The organism is Massilia sp. LC238 (genome assembly GCF_000735635.1).
In the GTDB taxonomy this organism is placed as follows: Bacteria; Pseudomonadota; Gammaproteobacteria; order Burkholderiales; family Burkholderiaceae_D; genus Telluria; species Telluria varians.
The window spans coordinates 110696-130655 of record NZ_JNNN01000045.1 but is presented as its reverse complement, the minus strand read 5'-3'; the positions used below and the strand labels follow the sequence as shown (position 1 = coordinate 130655).

16 protein-coding genes are annotated in these 19960 nt (G+C 64.6%); 9 read left to right on the top strand and 7 right to left on the bottom strand.

All coding sequences use genetic code 11. From position 1 onward, the window contains the following. Window positions 1–237: 237 nt before the first annotated feature. The 5 genes from FG94_RS12775 to FG94_RS12755 all read left to right on the top strand — a co-directional run bounded on the left by FG94_RS12775 (window position 238) and on the right by FG94_RS12755 (window position 9765). On the top strand, window positions 238–1740 hold the full coding sequence (locus FG94_RS12775) for an adenosine deaminase (RefSeq protein ID WP_036212095.1): 1503 nt from the start codon (window positions 238–240) through the stop codon (window positions 1738–1740). 539 nt (window positions 1741–2279) lie between these two features. Then, entirely contained in the window at window positions 2280–5690 is a 3411-nt protein-coding gene (locus tag FG94_RS12770) for a TonB-dependent receptor (RefSeq protein WP_036212093.1), read from the top strand. Window positions 5691–5871: 181 nt separating this feature from the next. Further along, a complete protein-coding gene (locus FG94_RS12765) occupies window positions 5872–7566 on the top strand; it encodes a bifunctional UDP-sugar hydrolase/5'-nucleotidase (RefSeq protein ID WP_051996601.1) in 1695 nt (564 codons plus the stop codon). 26 nt (window positions 7567–7592) lie between these two features. Next, entirely contained in the window at window positions 7593–8654 is a 1062-nt protein-coding gene (locus FG94_RS12760; RefSeq protein ID WP_036212128.1) for a S1/P1 nuclease, read from the top strand. 253 nt (window positions 8655–8907) lie between these two features. Then, a complete protein-coding gene (locus FG94_RS12755) occupies window positions 8908–9765 on the top strand; it encodes a MipA/OmpV family protein (RefSeq protein ID WP_036212090.1) in 858 nt (285 codons plus the stop codon). A 72-nt stretch (window positions 9766–9837) separates the two neighbouring features. On the opposite strand, the gene FG94_RS27670 is transcribed toward FG94_RS12755, so the two are convergent. From FG94_RS27670 to FG94_RS12715, 7 genes are all read right to left on the bottom strand, one after another. Beyond that, on the bottom strand, window positions 9838–10206 hold the full coding sequence (locus FG94_RS27670; RefSeq protein ID WP_051996599.1) for a hypothetical protein: 369 nt from the start codon (window positions 10204–10206) through the stop codon (window positions 9838–9840). Window positions 10207–10409: 203 nt separating this feature from the next. Next, a complete protein-coding gene (locus tag FG94_RS12740; RefSeq protein WP_036212088.1) occupies window positions 10410–11375 on the bottom strand; it encodes an ABC transporter permease in 966 nt (321 codons plus the stop codon). Between the two features lie 3 nt (window positions 11376–11378). Further along, window positions 11379–12464, bottom strand: a complete 1086-nt coding sequence (locus FG94_RS12735; protein ID WP_036212085.1) for an ABC transporter permease — start codon at window positions 12462–12464, stop codon at window positions 11379–11381. Between the two features lies 1 nt (window position 12465). Further along, window positions 12466–13995, bottom strand: coding sequence for an ABC transporter ATP-binding protein (locus tag FG94_RS12730; protein WP_036212082.1), 1530 nt, complete (start codon window positions 13993–13995; stop codon window positions 12466–12468). A 96-nt stretch (window positions 13996–14091) separates the two neighbouring features. Beyond that, the gene (locus FG94_RS12725; protein WP_036212079.1) at window positions 14092–15102 is read right to left on the bottom strand and encodes a BMP family protein; all 1011 of its coding nucleotides are present in this window, start codon (window positions 15100–15102) and stop codon (window positions 14092–14094) included. Window positions 15103–15489: 387 nt separating this feature from the next. Beyond that, on the bottom strand, window positions 15490–16455 hold the full coding sequence (locus tag FG94_RS12720) for an alpha/beta hydrolase (protein WP_081925961.1): 966 nt from the start codon (window positions 16453–16455) through the stop codon (window positions 15490–15492). A gap of 132 nt (window positions 16456–16587) precedes the next feature. After that, window positions 16588–17136, bottom strand: a complete 549-nt coding sequence (locus FG94_RS12715; RefSeq protein ID WP_036212077.1) for a DUF2231 domain-containing protein — start codon at window positions 17134–17136, stop codon at window positions 16588–16590. Window positions 17137–17273: 137 nt separating this feature from the next. Here FG94_RS12715 and FG94_RS12710 point away from each other — a divergent pair, with 137 nt between their 5' ends. The 4 genes from FG94_RS12710 to pcp all read left to right on the top strand — a co-directional run bounded on the left by FG94_RS12710 (window position 17274) and on the right by pcp (window position 19942). Further along, entirely contained in the window at window positions 17274–17576 is a 303-nt protein-coding gene (locus tag FG94_RS12710; protein ID WP_036212074.1) for a YciI-like protein, read from the top strand. Window positions 17577–17643: 67 nt separating this feature from the next. Next, window positions 17644–18348, top strand: coding sequence for a DUF969 domain-containing protein (locus tag FG94_RS12705; RefSeq protein ID WP_036212071.1), 705 nt, complete (start codon window positions 17644–17646; stop codon window positions 18346–18348). After that, window positions 18345–19298 carry a DUF979 domain-containing protein gene (locus FG94_RS12700; protein ID WP_036212069.1) on the top strand — a complete coding sequence of 318 codons (954 nt, stop codon included), beginning with the start codon at window positions 18345–18347 and terminating at the stop codon, window positions 19296–19298. The genes FG94_RS12705 and FG94_RS12700 overlap by 4 nt, the downstream gene beginning before the upstream one ends. Next, complete coding sequence (gene pcp / locus FG94_RS12695; protein ID WP_036212120.1) at window positions 19298–19942, top strand: pyroglutamyl-peptidase I; 645 nt, start codon at window positions 19298–19300, stop codon at window positions 19940–19942. The genes FG94_RS12700 and pcp overlap by 1 nt, the downstream gene beginning before the upstream one ends. Window positions 19943–19960: the final 18 nt, after the last annotated feature.

The window sequence follows — 19960 nt, the reverse complement described above, 5'->3', positions numbered from 1 at the left end:
AGACGAGAGGCCATCCGGGAACACTCCTTCCAAGGCATCGCACGCTCCAGTTATTGGTCGTGCGCTGATCATAAAAGGTGTTACCTATGTCTCTAGACGACTGTTACCTATGTCCCTGTGCCATACAATACCCGCCCACCCTACCTGTGATATTGCCAACGCTAACTCAACCGTATAGAGTTGCGCGGTTCCTGCAGGCGCGCGCCTGTAACCAACCGCACCAGAAAGTCCCGATCCATGTACAAACAACTGACCGGCAGCGTCCTGCTCGCCCTGGCCGTCGCCGGCGCCCCGCAGGCCCTGGCCAAGGGCCCGGCCGCAGCGAGAACGAGCGCGAATGAAACCGCCACCGCCCGCCACTACGCCAGCCTGATCGCCGGCGAGCCGAAGACCGCCGAGCTGACCCTGTTCTTCACCCAGATGCCGAAGGGCGGCGACCTGCACCACCATTATTCGGGTTCGGTCTACGCCGAGCAGTACGTCGACTTCCTCGACAAGCAGGGCTACTGCGTCGACAAGCGTACTTACCGCATCGAGACCAGGAAGGACGTGGTGGCCGCCGAGCGCGCCAAGCCGGCGGAGGACCGCAACTGCCTGTCGACCGCCGAGGTCTATGCCGACGACTACACCTACCGCGAGCTGCTGCAGCGCTGGTCGAACAAGGACTTCAGCAACCATGGCGCGATCCAGCCGCCGCCGGACCGCCTGTTCTTCCAGACCTTCGGCTTCTTCGGCCCGGTTTCGAACGCGAACTTCCGCGAAGGCCTGCAGGAGCTGAAAAAGCGCGCCATCGCCGAGAATGTCAGCTACATCGAGACCATGTTCAAGATGTCGCCGTTCGTGGTGAACAAGGATTTCGACGCCCAGGCCTGGAACAATGGTCACGATGATAGGGCCTTCGAGGCCCAGATGGGGGCCTGGCTGGCCGTGCTGGAACAGGACGCCGGCTTCCGGAAGCAGACCGAGGACTTCGTGGCGAAGATCCACGAGTCGGCCGAGGGCATCGACGACGAGCGCTTCACCATGCGCTACCAAACCTATGTGCTGCGCCTGCTGAACCCGTCGCAGGTGTTCTCCTCGATGGTCTCGGGCTTCAAGGCCGCGGCCATGAGCGACAAGATCGTGGGCGTCAACATCGTCGGCCAGGAAAGCACCATGGTCTCGATGCGCGACTACACGCTGCACATGAAGATGTTCCGCTTCCTGAAATCGCGCTACCCGGAAGTGAAGGTGGCCATGCACGCTGGCGAGCTGGCACTGGGCGACGTGCCGCCGGAAGGCCTGAAGTTCCACATCGACCAGGCCCTGGTGGTCGCCAACGCCAACCGCATCGGCCACGGCCTCGACCTGGCGCACGAGAGCAACGCTCCGGCCATCATGGCCAAGATGCGCAAGGACGACATCCCGGTCGAGATCAACCTGACCTCGAACGCCTTCATCAGCGGCGTCGAAGGTGCGAACCACCCGATCACCCTGTACCGTAAATATGGCGTGCCTTACGTGATCTCGACCGACGACGCCGGCGTTACCCGCCACACGCTGTCGCACGAGTACGTGCTGTTCGCCAGCCGCTACAAACCGGACTACGCGGAGATGAAGCGGACCTCGTACAACAGCATCCGCTACGCCTTCCTGTCGGTGGCAGAAAAACAACGTTTGACCCGCCAGCTGGACGAGCGCTTTGCCGCTTTCGAAGCGAAGATTGCCGCCTTGGCAAAGGCGCAGGCCGCAGCAAAGTAAGCCGCTCTACAAGGCGCTTCGCAGCCACTGCGGAGCGCCTTCAAGTCATCTTGAGCGAGTGACTTTTTGACACTCGCTTAGCAATAATTCATCTTTTGTGGCCTTCCTGCTACAAAAAATCCTCTTCCTTCCTCGGTTTGGCGAAATTTTTATTAAAAAAATTTCGCCTAGGAATGCCGCCTTTATAATCCCGCCTTGTCATTTTGCTGGGTATCGAGCCGAGTTTGTGGCGTAGCAACAACGTGCTGCTCCGTATTTATACGACAAACGTATGAATGTCGAAGCCAAAACGAATTTGCCGGTTTGATAACGGTCATGCATATTGGAGTTTGATTTCCAAAAGGCATTCCTCGTTTGACGGGCACCTACGTGAAGAAAACCGGGGTGTAACTTCGTTGAAATACTTGCACGTTAGACTTGCCGCCGCCAGCCGGCAGGACCGCCGGCGCACCACACAGCAAACAAAAGATTGCAGTAAACGTAAGAGAGGGCAACCGTCGGCTGCCCGTTATAACTATTAGTTCTTTTTGGGGTTATCAATGATCACTCAACAACAGATCCGGCTCACCAAACTGGCGCTGGCTTTGTCGGTTGCATTGGCTGCTACGCCGGCCTTCGCACAGAACACCACCTCGGCCATCGGTGGCCGTATCTCGGCCGCTGACGGCAAGCCGGCCGCCGGCGCCCAGGTGCAGATTGTTCACACCGAGTCCGGTTCTGTCAGCAATGTCACGACCGACGCAGAAGGCCGTTATGTTGCACGTGGCCTGCGTGTCGGCGGTCCTTACACGATCATCATCACCAAGGATGGTGTCACCGAGCGCCGCGAAGGCGTGTTCACCGACCTGGCGGAAACCGCCGCCGTCGACGCGACCCTGGGCCAGCAGATGCAGACCGTGACCGTGACCGGTTCGGCAGCCCGCTCGGAAATCTTCTCGAACCAGTCGATGGGTTCGGTCACCGCGATCTCGCGCGCCGACCTCGAAACCCAGGCATCGATCAACCGCAACCTGCAGGACTTCGCGCGTCTCGATCCGCGCGTTTCGCAGACCGACAAGGACCGCGGCGAAATGTCCGTGGCCGGCCAGAACTCGCGCTACAACTCGATGACCATCGACGGCGTGGCCGTGAACGACACCTTCGGCCTGGAAGCCAACGGCAGCCCGACCGCCCGCCAGCCGATCTCGATGGAAGCGATCGCCTCGGTGCAGGTGAACGTCGCCAACTACGACGTGACCCAGCGCGGCTACACCGGCGCCAACGTCAACGCCGTCACCAAGTCGGGTACCAACGTGTACCACGGCGGCGCCTATTACGTGACCCGCGACGACCGCCTGGTCGGCAAGCGCTATGACACGACCCGCGACGAATACTTCGACGCGCCGGAGTTCAAGGACAACACCAAGGGCCTGTGGGTCAGCGGCCCGCTGATCAAGGACAAGCTGTTCTTCTTCGCCCTGGCTGAAAACTACGAAAGCAGCCGCAGCGGTCCGCAGTACGGCGCCATCGGCACCAATGCCGGCACCACCATCGGCATCAGCCCAGCCCAGATCGCACGTATCACGGATATCGCCAAGAGCCAGTACAACATCGATCTCGGCGGAACCGAAGTGCCGGCCGGCACCAAGATGAAGTCGGAAGAACGCATGTTCAAGCTCGACTGGAACATCAACGACGATCATCGCGCCAGCCTGCGCTACTCGAAGACTGCGCAGAACGAGCCGATCTTCCCTGGTTTCTTCGACGATGCCGTGTCGCTGAGCTCGTACTTCTACAACCAGGACAAGACCATCGAAACCCTGGTCGGCCAGGTGTTCTCCGACTGGACGCCGAATCTGTCGACCGAGTTCAAGATCTCGCAGCGCGACTATGACTCGGTGCCGATCACCAATAGCAAGCTGCCGCGAATGAACTTCTCGTTCACCGGCCCGCTGCCGTCGGATGCACCGGCAGGCACCCGTACCGGTAGCCGTTCCCTGAACACCGGTACCGAGAACAGCCGCCACAACAACGTGCTGGGCACCAAGACCCTGGACGTGTACGCAGGCGCCAACTACCTGTGGGGCGACCACGAATTCAAGGTCGGCGCCGATTACACCCAGAACAAGGTGTATAACGCCTTCCTGCAGAACGTGTTTGGCAACTATACCTTCCAGTGCGATAACAACTTCGCGTACAGCTTCGGTTCGATCAACTGCTCGACCGCGAGCGCGGCCCAGATCAACGCCGCGATCTACGAGAACTTCTCGCGCGGCCGTCCGTCGTCGTACACCGTGCAGCTGCCGGTGGCCGGCGGCTCGCTGAGCAACGCGATCGCCCAGTTCACCATGAAGAACACCGGCGTGTTCCTGCAGGATAACTGGACCGTCAACAACAACCTGACCATCAGCGCTGGTGTCCGCGTCGACGTGACCGGCGTCGACCGTACACCGCTGCGCAACGCCGCCGTAGCCCAGGCGGCCATCGCCGGTAACGCCGCCACCTTCACGCGCCAGACCGGCGGCTTCGGTGTCGATAATACCCGTACCTTCGACGGCAACAAGCTGTGGCAGCCGCGCGTCGGCTTCAACTACAAGATCGACGCGGCGCGTCCGACCCAGCTGCGCGGCGGTGTCGGCCTGTTCCAGGGCGCGGCGGCGACCGTGTGGATGTCGAACCCGTTCTCGAACCCGGGCGTGGCTACCCGTACCATCACTTGCTCCGGTTCGGGCGCGACCCGCTGCCCGGGCACCGACGGCCTGTTCACGCCTGACGTGAACGCCCAGAAGACCGTCACCGGCTCGACCCCGGCGGCCAACGTCGACATCCTGTCGCCCGACCTGCGCCAGCCGTCGATCTGGAAAGCCAACCTGGCATTCGAGCATGAGCTGCCGGTCGGTGGCCTCGTGTTTGGCGCCGAATTCCTGGCGACCCAGAACAAGAACGCGATCTTCTACCAGAATCTGAACCTGGGCGCGCCGACCCGCATCGGCAAGGACGGCCGCGAGCTGTACTACAACGCCAACGGCCTGTCGGCGAGCTGCTACACCTTCACTAACAACTCGGCGGGCAACGCAACCAACTGCCAGAACACCAACAAGGCGCTGTCGAACCTGAGCTACGGCAACGTGCTGCTGGCCAAGGGCACCGACAAGGGCGATGCCCAGGTCCTGACCTTCTCGCTGACGAGCCCGACCCGCAAGGGCTTCGGCTGGTCGGTGGCCTACTCGCACAGCAACGCGAGCGAAGTCTCGCCGCTGACCTCGTCGACCTCGGGCTCGAACTACTCGGGCCGCTCGGTCTTCAATCCGAACGAGGAAACCGCCGCCAACTCGGCGTACCTGGTGAAAGAGCGTATCAACGCCCGCCTGTCGTGGGAGAAGCGCTTCTTCGGCGAGTACCGCACCCGCCTCGGCGTCTTCTATGAAGGTCGCGAAGGTAAGCCGTACAGCTGGACCATCAACAACGACCTGAATGGTGACGGACTGGCCGGCAACGACCTGATGTACATCCCGTCGAAAGAAGGTTCGGGCGAAGTCGTGTTCTTCGGCGACACCGCGACCAACAAGAGCAACGAAGCGCGCTTCTGGTCGGTCGTCAACGCCAACGAAGTGCTGCGCAACGCCAAGGGCGGCGTGGTCGGCCGTAACACCGACTTCTCGCCGTGGACCAACAGCTTCGACGTGAAGATCACCCAGGAACTGCCGGGCTTCTTCAAGAGCCACAAGGCCAGCTTCGCGCTCGACATCCTCAACTTCGGCAACCTGCTGAACAAGAAGTGGGGCCGTATCGAGGAAGTGGCCTTCCAGGGCAACGGCGGCCAGGCGCGCAGCTTCGTGGACTACCTCGGCCTGGATGCACAGGGTCGCTACGTCTACGGCGTGCGCAACAACGTGGAAGACCAGGTCGTTCGCCAGAACAAGGGCGAATCGCAGTGGGCCATCCAGGCAACCTTCAAGTACGAGTTCTAATCGAGACTTGATGGCATCTCTGTGATGTGAGGACGGCCGGTGGCGACACCGGCCGTTTTTTATTGGGTGAAGGCTGCGTATTTCGCTCCATCGACCGCCCCGTAAAGATGGCGGGCGGGCGCAAGCCCATGTGATAATGCGGAGGGCATAGCTCGCCTCCCTCCTTGATCGAGAACACTCCATGACCGTTTCCCTGCGTGCTCCGGCACCACTCTCGCGCGCCGCATTGGCCGTCGCCGTTTCCCTGACCCTGGCCGGCTGCGCCACCACCGCCAGCCGTGAACCGGTCAGCATCAACCTGATCGCCATGAACGACTTCCATGGCAACCTCGAGCCGAGCCGCTATGTCCCGACCAATCCGGACGGCAGCAAGGCGCCCGCCATCCGCGCCGGCGGCGTCGAGGCCGTGGCCGCCGCGCTGCAGGCCTGGCGCAAGGAAGACAAGGACCTGCTGTTCGTCTCCGCGGGCGACCTGGTTGGCGCCAGCCCGGCCATGTCCTCGCTGTGGGCCGACGAGCCGACCATCGAGGCGATGAACATGCTGGACCTGCGCGTCTCCGCGGTCGGCAACCACGAATTCGACGCCGGCCGCAAGGAACTGCTGCGCCAGCAGAACGGCGGCTGCGATTCGCCGCGTCCGGCCAAGGCCTGCCAGATGGCGCCGAACTACGGTGGCGCCAAGTTCACCTACCTGGCCGGCAACGTGGTCGACAAGGCCACCGGCAAGCCCTTCATCCCGGCCTTCAGGATCATCGAGACCAAGGGCATCAAGGTCGGCCTGGTCGGCGTGGTGCTGCAGGATACCCGCTCGGTCGTGATGGCCTCGGGCATCGCGGGTCTGGAGTTCGGCGACGAGGCCGCGGCGATCAACCGCGCCATTCCCGACATGCGCCGCCAGGGCGCCGACGTGATCGTAGCCCTGGTGCACCAGGGCGGCCGCACCCCGGAAAATCCGCTGACGCCCGGCTGCACCCAGCTGAACGGGCCGATCGTCGACATCGTCAAGCGGCTCGATCCGGCGATCCGCCTGGTCATCACCGGCCATACCCACGAGGGCTACCTGTGCAAGGTCGACGGCCGCACCGTGACCCAGGCCTCGTCCTACGGCCACCTCCTGACCCGCATCGCCATGAAGGTGGAGAAGGGCGTCGGCCAGGTGGGCGAGGTCCAGGTCGAGAACGTCCTGATGAAGGGCGGCGCCTTCCCGGCCGACGAGAAGATGGCCGCCTTCATGGCCAAGGTGAAGGACAGCAGCCGCGCCGCGCTGATGCGCCCGGTGGCGCGCCTGGCATCCGCGCCGGTGCTGCGCAAGCAGAACGCGGCCGGCGAAGCGCCGCTCGGCAACCTGATCGCGGACGCGGTGCTGGCCGCCACTCGCAACGTCGGCGCCCGCATCGGCTTCATGAACGAAGGCGGCATCCGCAAGGACCTGGAAGCCGGGGACAGCAACGTGGCCGCCTTCGGCCAGGTGCAGGCCGTGCTCCCGTTCGGGAATACCCTGGTGGTGATGGACCTGACCGGCGCCCAGATCCGCGCGCTGCTCGAGCGCCAGTGGAACAAGGATGGTTCGATGGGCTCGATGCTGCAGGTGTCGAACGGCTTCAGCTATACCTGGGACGAGAAGCGTCCGGTCGGCAGCCGCGTGACCGCCATCAGCCTGGACGGCAAGCCGCTCGAAGACGGCCAGCGCTACCGCATCGTCGCCAACAACTTCCTGGCCGAAGGCGGCGACAACTATCCGGAATTCGGCAAGGGCACCAACCGCCTCGAGACCGGCCTGCTCGACCTCGACGCCTTCGCCGACTACCTGCGCGAGACCGAAGGGCAGGGCGCCGCCCTCGCCCCAAGCGCGCCGCGCATCGTCAAGGCCCGATAAGCCGACCGTTTCAACCAAGGATGACCATGAAAAAACTAGCCTGCGTACTGGCGCTCACCACCGCTTTTGCCTCCTTCGACGCCGCGGCCTGGGGCCGTGACGGCCACAAGGCCATCGGCGCCATCGCCGACAAGCTGCTCAAGGGCAGCAGGGCGCAAAAGGAAATCGCCCTGCTGCTCAAACCCGGCGAATCGCTCGAACTGATCGCCAACTGGGCCGACTGCGTCAAGGGCACCTATTGCGGCGAGCAGACTCCGGAGATGATCGAGTACGTCAACGCCAATCCGCAGCACGACAAGTACCACTACACCAACGTGCCCTTCCAGCACGACCACTACGACGACCATGGCGTGGGCAGGACCGGCGTCGACATCGTGCAGACCCTGCGCCAGTGCATCGCAGTCCTGCAGGGCAAAACCGATCCGGAACTGAACCCGCACAAGTTCACCAAGCGCCAGGCGCTGATCCTGCTCGCCCACTTCGCCGGCGACATCCACCAGCCGCTGCACGTGGGCGCGGCCTATGTCGGCAAGGACGGCAAGTTCGTCGCCCCAAACACCCAGGAGGAAGTCAACGAAACCGTCATCTTCGATACGCGCGGCAGCAACAACCTGCTGCTGGACGACGCCAGGCTGGCCGAACTGGCGGCGCGCGTGATCCCTGCCGGCGAACCGGCAGTGGTGAAGGAAGGCGTGCCGAAGTCCTTGACGCGGCCCTTCCACTCGTACTGGGACAGCACCACGGTCGACTACGCGTTCCGCCGCCTGCAGACGAAAACCCCGGCGCAGTTCGCGGACAAGGTCGTCAGCGGCAAGGCGCAGCTGCCGCTGATCGAAGGCGATCCGATCACCGTGCCTTACGCCTGGGCCAACCACTCGCTGTTCGTGGCCAAGGAAGCCTTCAGGGAAGTCACGCCCGGCAAGCTGACGCCGCAGACCAGCAAGAAGGGCGAGACCTACTACACCTTCGCCCTGGAAGTGCCGGCCAACTACCCGGTGCCGAGCTCGGAGATCGCCAAGCAGCAGTTGATCCGGGGCGGGTATAACCTGGCGGCCTTGTTGCAGGCAATTTATCCGGAAAAGGGGTAAAAGGTGTGTCGAGTTTAGTTAGCTCGGCAATCTTTAGTTAGGCTCAAGACCGTCATCCCGGCGTAGGCCGGGATCCAATTCCGGCGCATAGTGTGAATGCAACTCTATACCGCGAACTTGGGTCCCGGCCTGCGCCGGGACGACGTTTACAGGACGCGAGTTTGTGCATGCGCTGACTCTACTCAGCAAGAACTACGCGTCACTGATCTGGTCTTGGAATAGAATCCGTTGTTCCCGACCTTATCGAAAATACATGAGCACTCTTTCCAAGGCCGCCTGCGCCGCCTGCCTCATCCTCCCCCTGGCCGCCCACGCCCAAACCACCTCCGAACGCAATCTCCCCTTGTGGGAAATCGGCCTCGGCGCCGCCGCCCTGTCCACGCCTTCCTACCCGGCCTCAAGCGGGCGCGAAACGCGCGTGCTGGTCGTGCCGAGCGTGATCTACCGTGGCGAGATCCTGCGCGCCGACCGTTCCGGCATCAATGCGCGCCTGTTCAGCTCCGATTGGGCCGAGCTCGACTTTGGCTTCGCCGGCGCCTTGCCGTCGGATTCGGACGACGTGGACGAACGCGCGGGCATGCCCGACCTCGGCCCGCTGGTGGAAGTCGGTCCACGCCTGAAGCTGCGCCTGGCGGACCTGGGCAACAACCGGCGCCTGCGCCTCGAGCTGCCGCTGCGCGCCGTGATCGAGGCGCGCGGCGGATTGCACGGCCGCGGCGCTACCTTCGAGCCGCGCCTGGCCTACGAGATGGCGGGCGAGCGCAGGGCCTGGACGTTTGAAGCCAATGTGTCGGCGGTGCTGGGCGACCGCCGGATCAACCGCCACTTCTACGAAGTCGCGCCGCAGTATGCGACCGCCACGCGGCCGGCGTATGCCGCCGACTCCGGCCTGCTGCTGACGCGCCTCGGCCTGTTCGGCTCGCGCTACGTCAACGAGGACGTACGCCTGTTCGGCTACCTGCGTTTCGAGAGCTACAAGGGGACGGCGAACCGCGACAGTCCGCTGCATGTGAAGGACAGCGGCGTATCGGGCGGGGTGGGGGTGTTGTGGACCTTCAAGCGTTCCGCGGCGCGGGCGCGCGGGGCGGAAACGGTCGATCCGAGCATGTAACGAAAAATGCCGTGCGGGGCCGCACGGCATGGATGATACCCCGGCGGCAAGCCGGCCCGGGCAATGCTGCAATTACTTGGAAGCGTCCTTGCCGTCCTTGTGCTTGGACTTCTTGTCGTGCTTGTCCTGCTTGGCGTCAGCCTTGTCGGTCTTGTCGGCGGCCGATGCCGACGCCGGAGTCGCCGGGGTGGCAGGCGTTGCAGGAGTGGCCGGCGAAGCGGCGGTGGCAGCGGTGGTGCCGGTGCCGCCGGCGGTGGCCGACGAGTCGGCGGCCGGCGAACCGGTGGTGGCCGAGGTTTCGGTTGCCGGGGTGGTCGGCATTGCCGGGGTGGCGGCGGTTGCCGGGGTTGCCGGCGTAGCCGGGGTTGCGGGGGTGGTGGTCTGGGCGTAGGCCGAGGCAGCGGACAGAGCGACGATCAGGGTAGCAATGGTCTTCTTCATTGGGTAAATCCTTTCTGGTTCGGTTCTGGCGTACGTTTATCGTGTCACCTGGGCATCTAACGGGCCGCCGCTAAGCCCTGTTGACCAGCCTTACAAAGCCTTACGGTAGTCACATTTGCTAACAAACTGTGCAACAGGCGGTGATTCAGCGCAAAAAAAATGGCCTGCAGAAATGCAGGCCATTCTTGTTGCGTGCGAAGCGGTCAGCGTGACTTGACGAAAGGCCTGCCCAGCGCCTTCGGAGCCACCGACTTGGCCATCAGGCCGGCCAGCACCACCACGGTCAGCACATACGGGATCATCTGGATCAGCGCGCCCGGGATACGGCCCACCACCGGCAGGTCCACGCCTTCGATCTGCACCTGCAGCGCGCCGAAGAAGCCGAACATCAGGCAGCCCAGCACCGTGTGCAGCGGGCGCCAGTTACCGAACACCATCGCGGTCAGCGCCAGGTAGCCGGCGCCGGCCGACATGTCGCGCAGGAAGAAACCGCTCTGGACGATCGACAGGTAGGCGCCCGAGAAGGAGCACAGCACGCCTGCGATCAGCATGGCGCTATAGCGGGTCTTCTGCACCGAGACGCCGGCGGCGTCGGCGGCATGCGGGTTTTCGCCGCAGGCGCGCAGGCGCAGGCCGAAGCGGCTGTGGTAGAGCACCCAGTGCACCACCGGCAGCAGCAGGAAGGCCAGGTAGACCAGCACGGTGTGGCCGCCGATCACGCTGCCGTACAGCCAGCCGATGAAGGGGATATCGGCCAGGGCCGCGGTGCCCGGCAGGACGATGTCGCTCAGGCGCGCTTCGCCCAGGTCCGGCGTGCGGCCGCCTTGCTGGAAGAAGTACTGGGCCACGACAAAGGTCAGGCCCGTCATGGCGATGTTGATCGCCATGCCGGCGACCAGCTGGTTGCCCTTCTGGGTGATCGACACGAAGGCCTGCACCATGGCCAGCATCACGGAGGCCACGATGCCGGCGGCGATGCCGATCCACGGATCCTGGTAGGTATAGGCGACGCCGGCCGAGACGAAGGCCGAGGCGAGGATCTTGCCCTCGAGGCCGAGGTCGATCACGCCGCTGCGCTCGGCGAACAGGCCGGCCATGGCCGCGAAAATCAGGACCGGCGCATTGCGGATCATCGTGACGACGATGCTGGCGAGTTGGAAGTCGTCCATGGCTTATTGACCTTTACGAGCATTGATCAGTTTGAGGACCGCCGGCGCGTACAGGTTCTCCATCGCGCCGCAGAACAGGATGATCAGTCCCTGGATGAAAATGAAAGTCTCCTGCGGGATGTTCGGCTTTTCCAGCGAGAGGTCGAAACCGCCCTGGATCAGCGCGCCGAACAGGACCGACGACAGGAAGATGCCCACCGGATGCTGGCGGCCCATCAGGGCGATCGCGATGCCGATGAAGCCGGCGCCGGCCGGGAAGTTCAGGCTCAGGTAGTGCGTCGAGCCCAGGATCGAGTTGACGGCCGCCAGGCCCGCCAGGGCGCCCGAGATCAGCATCGCGACGATGATCATGCGGCTGATGCGCACGCCGGCGTAGTGGGCGGCGTGCTGGTTCAGGCCCGTGGCCTGCAGCTTGTAGCCCCACGAGGAACGCGACATCACGATGCCGTACACCGCCAGTGCGATCAGCGCCAGGAAGAAGGAGATGTTCAGCGGGGTGTCGCCCAGGACCGGGAACCAGTCGACCAGGCGCGGCATCCACGAGGCTTCGCTGAAGACGCGGCTGGCCGGGTTCTGGTCGCCCTCGGGGATGAGGTACTTCACGATGATGAAGTTCATCAGGCTGGCGGCGATGAAGTTGAACATGATGGTCGTGACCACCACGTGGCTGCCGCGCTTGGCCTGCAGGTAGCCGGGCAGGAAGGCCCAGCCGGCGCCGAACACGGCGCTGGCAAGCATCGCCAGCGGAATCAGGAGCCAGGGCGACAGCGAGGCATCGAAGGCGAGCATGGCCAGGGTGAGCCCCAGGCCGCCCAGGTACATCTGGCCTTCGGCGCCGATGTTGAACAGGCCGGCCTTCATCGCCACCGAGACCGCCAGGCCGGTGAACACGAAGGTGGAGGCATAGAACAGGGTGTAGCTCAGGCCTTCCGGATTGATGACGGCGCTGTTGATCAGGATCTGCAGCGATTCGACCGGGCTTTCGCCCAGCAGGTGGATCACCAGCGCGGCCACCAGCAGTGCGGAGAGCAGGTTCAGGATGGGCAGGACGAAGCCCGATGCCCAGCGTGGGAGTTCAGTCGTTTTCATATCAGTGCTTGTGCATCCCGCCCATCAAGAGGCCAATGCGGGTGGTATCGAATTCGTCGATGTTCAGCTCACCGGTGACGCGGCCGCTCGAGACGACCACGATGCGGTCGGCCAGCGCGCGCACTTCTTCCAGCTCGGTCGACACCAGGAGGATCGCCACGCCTTCGTCGCGCAGGCGCAGCAGCTGGGTGTGGATGCTTTCGATGGTGCCGATGTCGACGCCGCGGGTGGGCTGGCCGACCAGCATCAGCTTGGGTGCGGCCGACACTTCGCGTGCGATCACGACCTTCTGCTGGTTGCCGCCCGAGAGCAGGCCGATGCGCAGGCCAGGGTCCTTGGGGCGCACGTCGAAGGCCTCGAGCAGGTGCGCGCAGCGCTTGGCGATGGCGTCGAAGTCGAACAGGCCCAGCTTGTTCTTGACGCGGTCCTGGTAGCCGAACACGGTGTTCTGCATGACCGAGAAATCCTTGATGACGCCGTCGCGCAGGCGGTCTTCCGGCACGTGGCCGATGCCCAGCTCGCGGAAGGTGGCGGGCAGGCCGTCCGCGTTGGAGCGGCCGGCATAGGGCAGTTCCTTGCCGAGAAACTCGACTTTACCGGAGCTCGGCAGGCGCATGCCCGACAGGATTTCCATCAGCTCGCTCTGGCCGTTGCCCGACACGCCGGCAATCGCCACGATCTCGCCGGCGCGCACCGTGAGGTCGATGTCGGACAGCAGCTTGACCTTGTTCTTGTCTTCCAGCTGCAGGCCGCTGACCTGCAGCACCGGCGCGCCCGGCTGATACGGCTTGCGCGGCAGGTTGCCTTCGATCGGGCGGCCGACCATCATGTTGGCCAGCTGCTCTTTTGACGTGTCGCGGGTGGCGACGGCGCCGGCCACGCGGCCCGCGCGCATCACCGTCACCTGGTCGGTGATCTCCATGATCTCGCCCAGCTTGTGGGTGATCAGGATGATGGTCTTGCCCTGTTCCTTGAACAGCCGCAGGATCTCGAACAGCGAGGCGGTCTCCTGGGCGGTGAGGACGGCGGTCGGCTCGTCCAGGATCAGGATCTCGGCGCTGCGGTAGATCTGCTTGAGGATCTCGACGCGCTGCTGCGCGCCCACCGACAGGTCGTGGATGGTGGCCAGCGGGTCGACGTCGAGGCGGTACTTGGCGCAGATCTCGCGCAATTTCGCCTCGGTTTCCTTGCGCTTGGCAGCCAGCTTGAATCCGCCCTCGGTGCCCAGCATGACGTTGTCGAGCACGGTCATGTTCTCGACCAGCATGAAGTGCTGGTGCACCATGCCGATGCCCAGGTCGATCGCCTCGAGGGACGAGCGGATCTGGCGCTCCTGGCCGTTGATCACGAGCTGGCCGCTGTCGGCATGGTAGTAGCCGTACAGGATGCTCATGAGGGTGGACTTGCCCGCGCCATTCTCGCCGATCACACCGTGGATCGAGCCTTTGGCGATCGAGAAGCTGACGTCAGCGTTCGCCTGCACGGCCCCGAAGGCCTTGCTAATGTTGCGAAATTCTACGGCTGGCTGCATTGCGATCAGTACTTATAAGAGTGGATGCTTCATTCATTCAAAAGCGCGCCGGGCCGGGATGACCGGCGCGGCGCGCTTCAGAATGGGATAGGTGAATCAGACCGGGCAGCTGCCGGCGGTACGGTAGTCGATGACCTTGATCTTGCCGTTGATGATGTCGGTGCGCACGGCGTTCACGCGCTTTTCCATCTCCGGCGAGACGACCTTGCGGTTGTCCTTGTCCAGGACCCAGTCCACGCCGCCTTCCTTCAGGCCCTTGTAGGTGACACCCGGCTTCCAGGTGCCGTTCTTCACGGCCATGAAGGAGTCGTAGACGGCGACATCCACGCGCTTGACCATCGAGGTCAGCATGGTGCCCGGGTGCAGGTAGTTCTGGTTCGAGTCGACGCCGATCGCCAGCTTGCCCTTGGTCTTGGCCATCTGCAGGGCGCCCATGCCGCTGCCGCCGGCCACCGCGAACACCACGTCGGCGCCGCGGTCGAACTGCGCGCGCGCCAGCTCGCCGCCCTTGGCCGGATCGTTCCAGGCCGCGGCGGTGGTGCCGACCATGTTCTGCATGATCTCGACTTTCGGGAACTGCGCTTTGGCGCCCTGGGTGTAGCCGCAGGCGAAGGCGCGGATCAGCGGGATGTCCATGCCGCCGACGAAGCCCAGCTTCTTCGATTTGGAGGCCATGGCGGCGGCGACGCCGACCAGGTAGGAGCCTTCCTGTTCCTTGAACATCACCGAGTTGATGTTGTTACCCTGCGCGATGCTGTCGATCAGCACGAAGCGCACGTTCGGGAATTCCTTGGCGACCTTCTGGACCGCCTGGGTCTGCGAGAAGCCGATCGCCGCGATCAGGTCGACCTTCTTGCGCGCGAGGCCGCGCATCACCTGCTCGGCCTGGGTATCGCTGTTGGCCTGCACTTCGAAGACCTTGATGCCGGTTTCCTTCGTAAAGCGCTGCAGGCCTTCGAAAGCCGACTGGTTGAACGATTTGTCGAACTTGCCGCCCGCATCGTAGACCATGCCGAGCTTCGGCGCGGCGGGCGCTGCAGTCGCGACGCCTGCGCTGCCGGCGACGCATAGCGCCGCAATGGTCATGGTGAGTTGCTTGAGTTTCATGAATGAGGCTCCTGGGAATTTCGATATTGTACCCGGCCCAACAGTGAGACAGGAACGGGCTGCGCAAGCTGCATCGTCAATGGCGGTGGGGAGCCGGACAATGCGAAGCGCATTGTGTCAGCCGCACGGCGCCCGTGTGGTTACGATTTGTATCGCGGTAGTGTTTCTCTCGACAGTGCTTGATACCTGTAGCTCATCTGCAACATCAATACGGCTACAAGGACAGGCCTGGAGCCGAAACCAGCCCGCAACGCCGCGCAATGAAGGGAAATCCGGGTGTACGCAGCTCAGCCTGTCAAATATGCATCAAACGACATATTGATGACAAATACGATTTTACTTGGCAATTTATTCCAAGGAAATATAACTGCTGACAATATTCAGCAATTATTTTGCTATGGCGCTCATCGTGTCGATGGCCAGCGCCGGCTTGGGGCCGACTTCCTTGCCGACTTCGATCCGGGGCTTTGCCGCCTCCGGCGCGCTCGGCTCGGCCGCCGGCAGCTGGGGAGGGGTGGCCGGCTTGGCAAACTGGCGCGTGAGGAAGCTGGCGATCAGGGCCTGGGTCGCTTCCAGGTAGGGGATGTTCATGTGGTCCGAGCCGGGCACGGTGTCGTCGCCCACCAGCGTGGCCAGCTTGCCCACCAGCTGGTCGGTATGCGAGTGCGGCACCACGTCGTCGTCGGCAGCGCGCAGGATATAGGTCGGCGCCTTGAGCGAGGGCGCGTACTTGATCGACTCGAAGCGGTGGCGCAGCATGTACTCGATCGGCATCACGCGGAAGCGCCGCTTGGCGATGGCGAGGATGGAATCGTAGGGCGTGATCAGGACCACCGAGTGCGCCGGGCGCTGCTTCGCCACCTGCACCGCCACGCCCGAACCGAGGCTGCGGCCGACCAGGGCGATGCGCGTGGCGTCCACCTGGCCGAGTTCGGCGAGCCAGTCGAACAGGGTGCAGCCGTCGTCGATCATGTGGATCTCGGCCGGCACGCCATGCGACTGGCCGTAGCCGCGGTAGTTCATGGCCAGCACGGTCATGCCGGGGAACAGCTTGCCGGCGTCGCGCGCAACCCAGGACACTTCCTCGGAGCGGCCGCCGAAATACATCACCGCGGGACGCGGACCCGGAACGAGCGGAGTGAGGAGCCAGCCGCACAGGCGGGTGCCGTCCTTGGCGCGCAGGACGACGGGGCGGGTGCGGTGTCCGCTGCTGCGCGGGCTTTCGCATTCGGGGGTGATGCAGGGATTGAACACCAGGCGGCGCTGGTTGGCCGCGACCGCGGCGGTCAGGGTCAGCCACAAAAAGCTGGCAAACCCCGTGATCCCCGCCGCCATTTTCTTTGAAGTGTCCATGGTTCCAGTCTACGCCTGCCGCAGGAACTTGTTCTGTGCGGCACTTCGCTAAGTGGAACGCGATTTGGATGCGTAGCGGAGTAGTTGGCTTATTACAACAAGCTGGGAGGGCCCCGAGGGGGCCCTCGCGCGTCATTCCGGTGCGTGCAGCGAGGAAGGGCCGGCGGCGACATATTGCTCGACGTCGGGCGCGCGATGGTCGATGCGCACGTCCTGCCCCTCGGCGTGCACACCGGCTTCGGCATGCTCGCCAGATTCGCCATTGCCGCCCATGCGCCTGCCCAGGTATTCCGAGGCCAGCACGCCGGCGGCCGACAGGGCCGTCAGGGCCAGCGAGCCGCCCCGGGCATGGCTGCCCTGGCGGCGCAGCACCAGGTTGGCCGCGCCCACCAGCAGGGCCGCGCCGGTGAGGGCCGCATGCAACTGGCCTTCGCGCTTAGTTTCGTCTTGCACCTTTGCGCCCTGCGACTTGTCGGCCACGTAGTCGGCCACGCCGGCGGCGCCGGCCGCCAGGCCGCCCACGATGCCGGCCCCCATGCTCAGGTAGGAGGCCTTGGCGTAGTCTTCGTCGCCGGTGGCGCTGTGCATGGCGTCGAGGATGAAACCGAAGGGAATGAGGATGGCCGGCGCTGCGCCCAGGATCGAGTGCAGAGGTTGGCCGGCAATGGTGATCTTGTTCATGGCGTGCTCCTGGCGTTGGTTACTGTCCCGTCAAGTGTGGCATAGCGGCGGGGAGCGGCACGCACGGTTGGGGATGGCCGGATGTTCGAGTAAGATCGATCATTCCGGTCCCTGCGCCGCTTATCATCGGAGAACCCGTGCACTACCTGCTCATGTATGACCTCGCCCCCGACTATCTCGAGCGCCGCGCCGAATTCCGCGACGAACACCTGAAGCTGGCCTGGGAAGCGCAGCGGCGTGGCGAGCTGGTGCTTGCCGGCGCACTGGACAATCCCGCCGACCGCGCGGTGCTGATGTTCAGCTGCGACAGCCCGCAAACGGCCCAGCTGTTCGCCGCCCGGGACCCCTACGTGACTCACGGCCTGGTGCGCGCCTTCCACGTGCGCCAGTGGAACACCGTGATCGGCGACGACGCCTTCACCCCCGTCCACCCTGGCTAAAAAATTAGTGCTGGCAACGGCATTGAACAGGTAACATTGCCCGGCTTTCAACTGAGCCGGAGAGTTCATGCACACTGCCGTCAACCTGTGGCCGCTGCTCGGCGTCGCGGTCATCGTCGCCGGGTTTCTGCTGCGCGCGCATCCCGTGCTGGTGGTGGTGGCCGCCTGCGGCGTCACCGGGTTTGCCGCCGCCATGCCGGTCGAGACCATCCTCGCCTCGCTCGGCAGCGCCTTCGTCAAGACGCGCAACCTGCCGCTGATCCTGCTGCTGCCGCTGGCCGCCATCGGCCTGCTGGAGCGCGCCGGCTTGCGCGAGCGCGCCCAGGCGGCGATCGCCAAGGTACGCTCGGCCACCGCGGGACGCCTCCTGATCGTCTACCTGTTCGCGCGCGAAACCTCGGCGGCGGCCGGCCTGACCAGCCTGGGCGGCCAGGCCTCGATGGTGCGCCCGCTGGTGGCGCCGATGGCCGAAGCCGCCGCCGAAACGCGCTATGGCAACCTGCCCGAACCGCTGCGCCACCGCATCCGCGCCATGTCCGCCGCCACCGACAACGTCGGCCTGTTCTTCGGCGAAGACATTTTTGTCGCCTTCGGCGCCATCGTCCTGATGCAGACCATCCTGAACGCCGAGGGCATCGCGGTCGATCCGCTGCACATGGCGCTGTGGGGCATCCCGACCGCCATCACCGCCTTCATCATCCACGCCTGGAACCTGCGCCGGCTCGATGCGCACATTCGCCGCACGATGGGCGAGGCAGGGGTGAAGGCATGATCACGCTCGAGCTGTTCTACATCGTGGCCGGCCTGCTGTTCCTGGCCGTGGCCGTGATGAACCTGCGTGACCGCAGCAATCCGCGCCGCCATACGACCGCGCTGTTCTGGGGGCTGTATGCCTTGCTCTACCTGGCGGGCGAACGGCTGCCCCCCAGCTTTGTCGGCGCCCTGATGATCCTGATGGCGCTGCTGGCGGGCTTCGAGGGCGTCATCGGCGGCGAGCCCGCCGTGGTGCCGGAGGAGCAGCGCCGCGCTTCCCGCGCCCGGCTCGGCAACCGCCTGTTCATCCCGGCGCTGATCCTGCCGCTGGTGACCATGCTGGGCGCCACCGTGTTTTCAAGCGTGCAGGTGGGCGGCGTGCCGCTGCTCGATCCCAAGCACCTGACCCTGGCCGCCCTGGGCGTCGCGGCGCTGCTGGCGCTGGGCGCGGCCTGCTGGCTGACGCGCGCCACGCCGCTGCAGGGCGTGCGCGAGGCGCGCCGCCTGGTCGATGCGATCAGCTGGGCCTTCGTGCTGCCGCACATGCTGGCCGTGCTCGGCCTGCTGTTCACCGAGGCCGGCGTGGGCAAGGCGGTGGCGCACGTGACGACTTCCTACATCGACATGGATTCGCGCTTCGTCGCGGTGGCGGTGTTTTGCATCGGCATGGCCCTGTTCACGATCGTGATGGGCAACGGCTTCGCCGCCTTCCCGGTGATGGCGGGCGGCGTCGGCATTCCGGTGCTGGTCGGCGTATACGGCGCCAACCCGGCCGTGATGGCGGCAATCGGCATGTTCAGCGCGTATTGCGGTACATTGATGACGCCGATGGCGGCGAACTTCAACATCGTGCCGGCCGCGCTGCTCGACCTGCCCGACAAGAACGCCGTCATCCGGGCCCAGATTCCAACGGCGCTGCCGCTGCTGGTGGCGAACATCTTCCTCTTGTACTTCCTGATGAACCGATGATCAAGACCGTACTGCTTACCGGCTTCGAGCCGTTCAACAAGGCGAACGTCAACCCGGCCTGGGAGGCCGTGCGTGCACTGGATGGGTGGAGCGGCGAGGGCTTTCGCGTCGAAGTGCGCCAGCTGCCCTGCGTTTTCGTCGATGCCAAGGATGCCCTGGTGGCGATGGTGGACGAGCTGCATCCGGACATCGTGATCGCCGTCGGCCAGGCCGGCGGGCGCGCGGAGATGTCGGTGGAGCGGGTGGCGATCAATGTCGACGACGCGTCCATCCTCGACAACGCCGGCCGCCAGCCGGTAGACCGTCCCATCGTCGAGGGCGGGCCGGCCGCCTATTTCAGCACGCTGCCGATCAAGGCGATGGTGGCGGCGATGCGCGACAAGGGCTTGACGGCGGGCGTGTCGCAGACCGCGGGCACCTTCGTGTGCAACCACGTGTTCTACGGGCTGATGCACCACACGGCCGGCAAGCCGACCCGGGCGGGGTTCATCCACGTGCCCTTCCTGCCCGAACAGGCGGAGGAGCGGCCGGACGATCCGCCCTCGATGGCCCTGGACGACATCATCCTGGGCATCATGACGGCGGTCGACACGGCCGTGCACGTGGAACGCGACGTGGCGCAGGCCGGCGGGGCGACTCACTGAGCCGCCCACCGGGCTGCG

Bases quoted from the DNA above. Each gene is read 5' to 3' on its own strand.
- FG94_RS12725 (WP_036212079.1), bottom strand. From the start codon at position 15,102: ATGAAACTCAAGCAACTCACCATGACCATTGCGGCGCTATGCGTCGCC.
- FG94_RS12705 (WP_036212071.1), top strand. From the start codon at position 17,644: ATGCACACTGCCGTCAACCTGTGGCCGCTGCTCGGCGTCGCGGTCATC.
- FG94_RS12775 (WP_036212095.1), top strand. From the start codon at position 238: ATGTACAAACAACTGACCGGCAGCGTCCTGCTCGCCCTGGCCGTCGCC.
- FG94_RS12755 (WP_036212090.1), top strand. From the start codon at position 8,908: ATGAGCACTCTTTCCAAGGCCGCCTGCGCCGCCTGCCTCATCCTCCCC.
- FG94_RS12715 (WP_036212077.1), bottom strand. From the start codon at position 17,136: ATGAACAAGATCACCATTGCCGGCCAACCTCTGCACTCGATCCTGGGC.
- FG94_RS12730 (WP_036212082.1), bottom strand. From the start codon at position 13,995: ATGCAGCCAGCCGTAGAATTTCGCAACATTAGCAAGGCCTTCGGGGCC.
- FG94_RS12760 (WP_036212128.1), top strand. From the start codon at position 7,593: ATGAAAAAACTAGCCTGCGTACTGGCGCTCACCACCGCTTTTGCCTCC.
- FG94_RS12700 (WP_036212069.1), top strand. From the start codon at position 18,345: ATGATCACGCTCGAGCTGTTCTACATCGTGGCCGGCCTGCTGTTCCTG.
- FG94_RS12720 (WP_081925961.1), bottom strand. From the start codon at position 16,455: ATGGACACTTCAAAGAAAATGGCGGCGGGGATCACGGGGTTTGCCAGC.
- FG94_RS12765 (WP_051996601.1), top strand. From the start codon at position 5,872: ATGACCGTTTCCCTGCGTGCTCCGGCACCACTCTCGCGCGCCGCATTG.
- FG94_RS27670 (WP_051996599.1), bottom strand. From the start codon at position 10,206: ATGAAGAAGACCATTGCTACCCTGATCGTCGCTCTGTCCGCTGCCTCG.
- FG94_RS12740 (WP_036212088.1), bottom strand. From the start codon at position 11,375: ATGGACGACTTCCAACTCGCCAGCATCGTCGTCACGATGATCCGCAAT.
- FG94_RS12735 (WP_036212085.1), bottom strand. From the start codon at position 12,464: ATGAAAACGACTGAACTCCCACGCTGGGCATCGGGCTTCGTCCTGCCC.
- FG94_RS12770 (WP_036212093.1), top strand. From the start codon at position 2,280: ATGATCACTCAACAACAGATCCGGCTCACCAAACTGGCGCTGGCTTTG.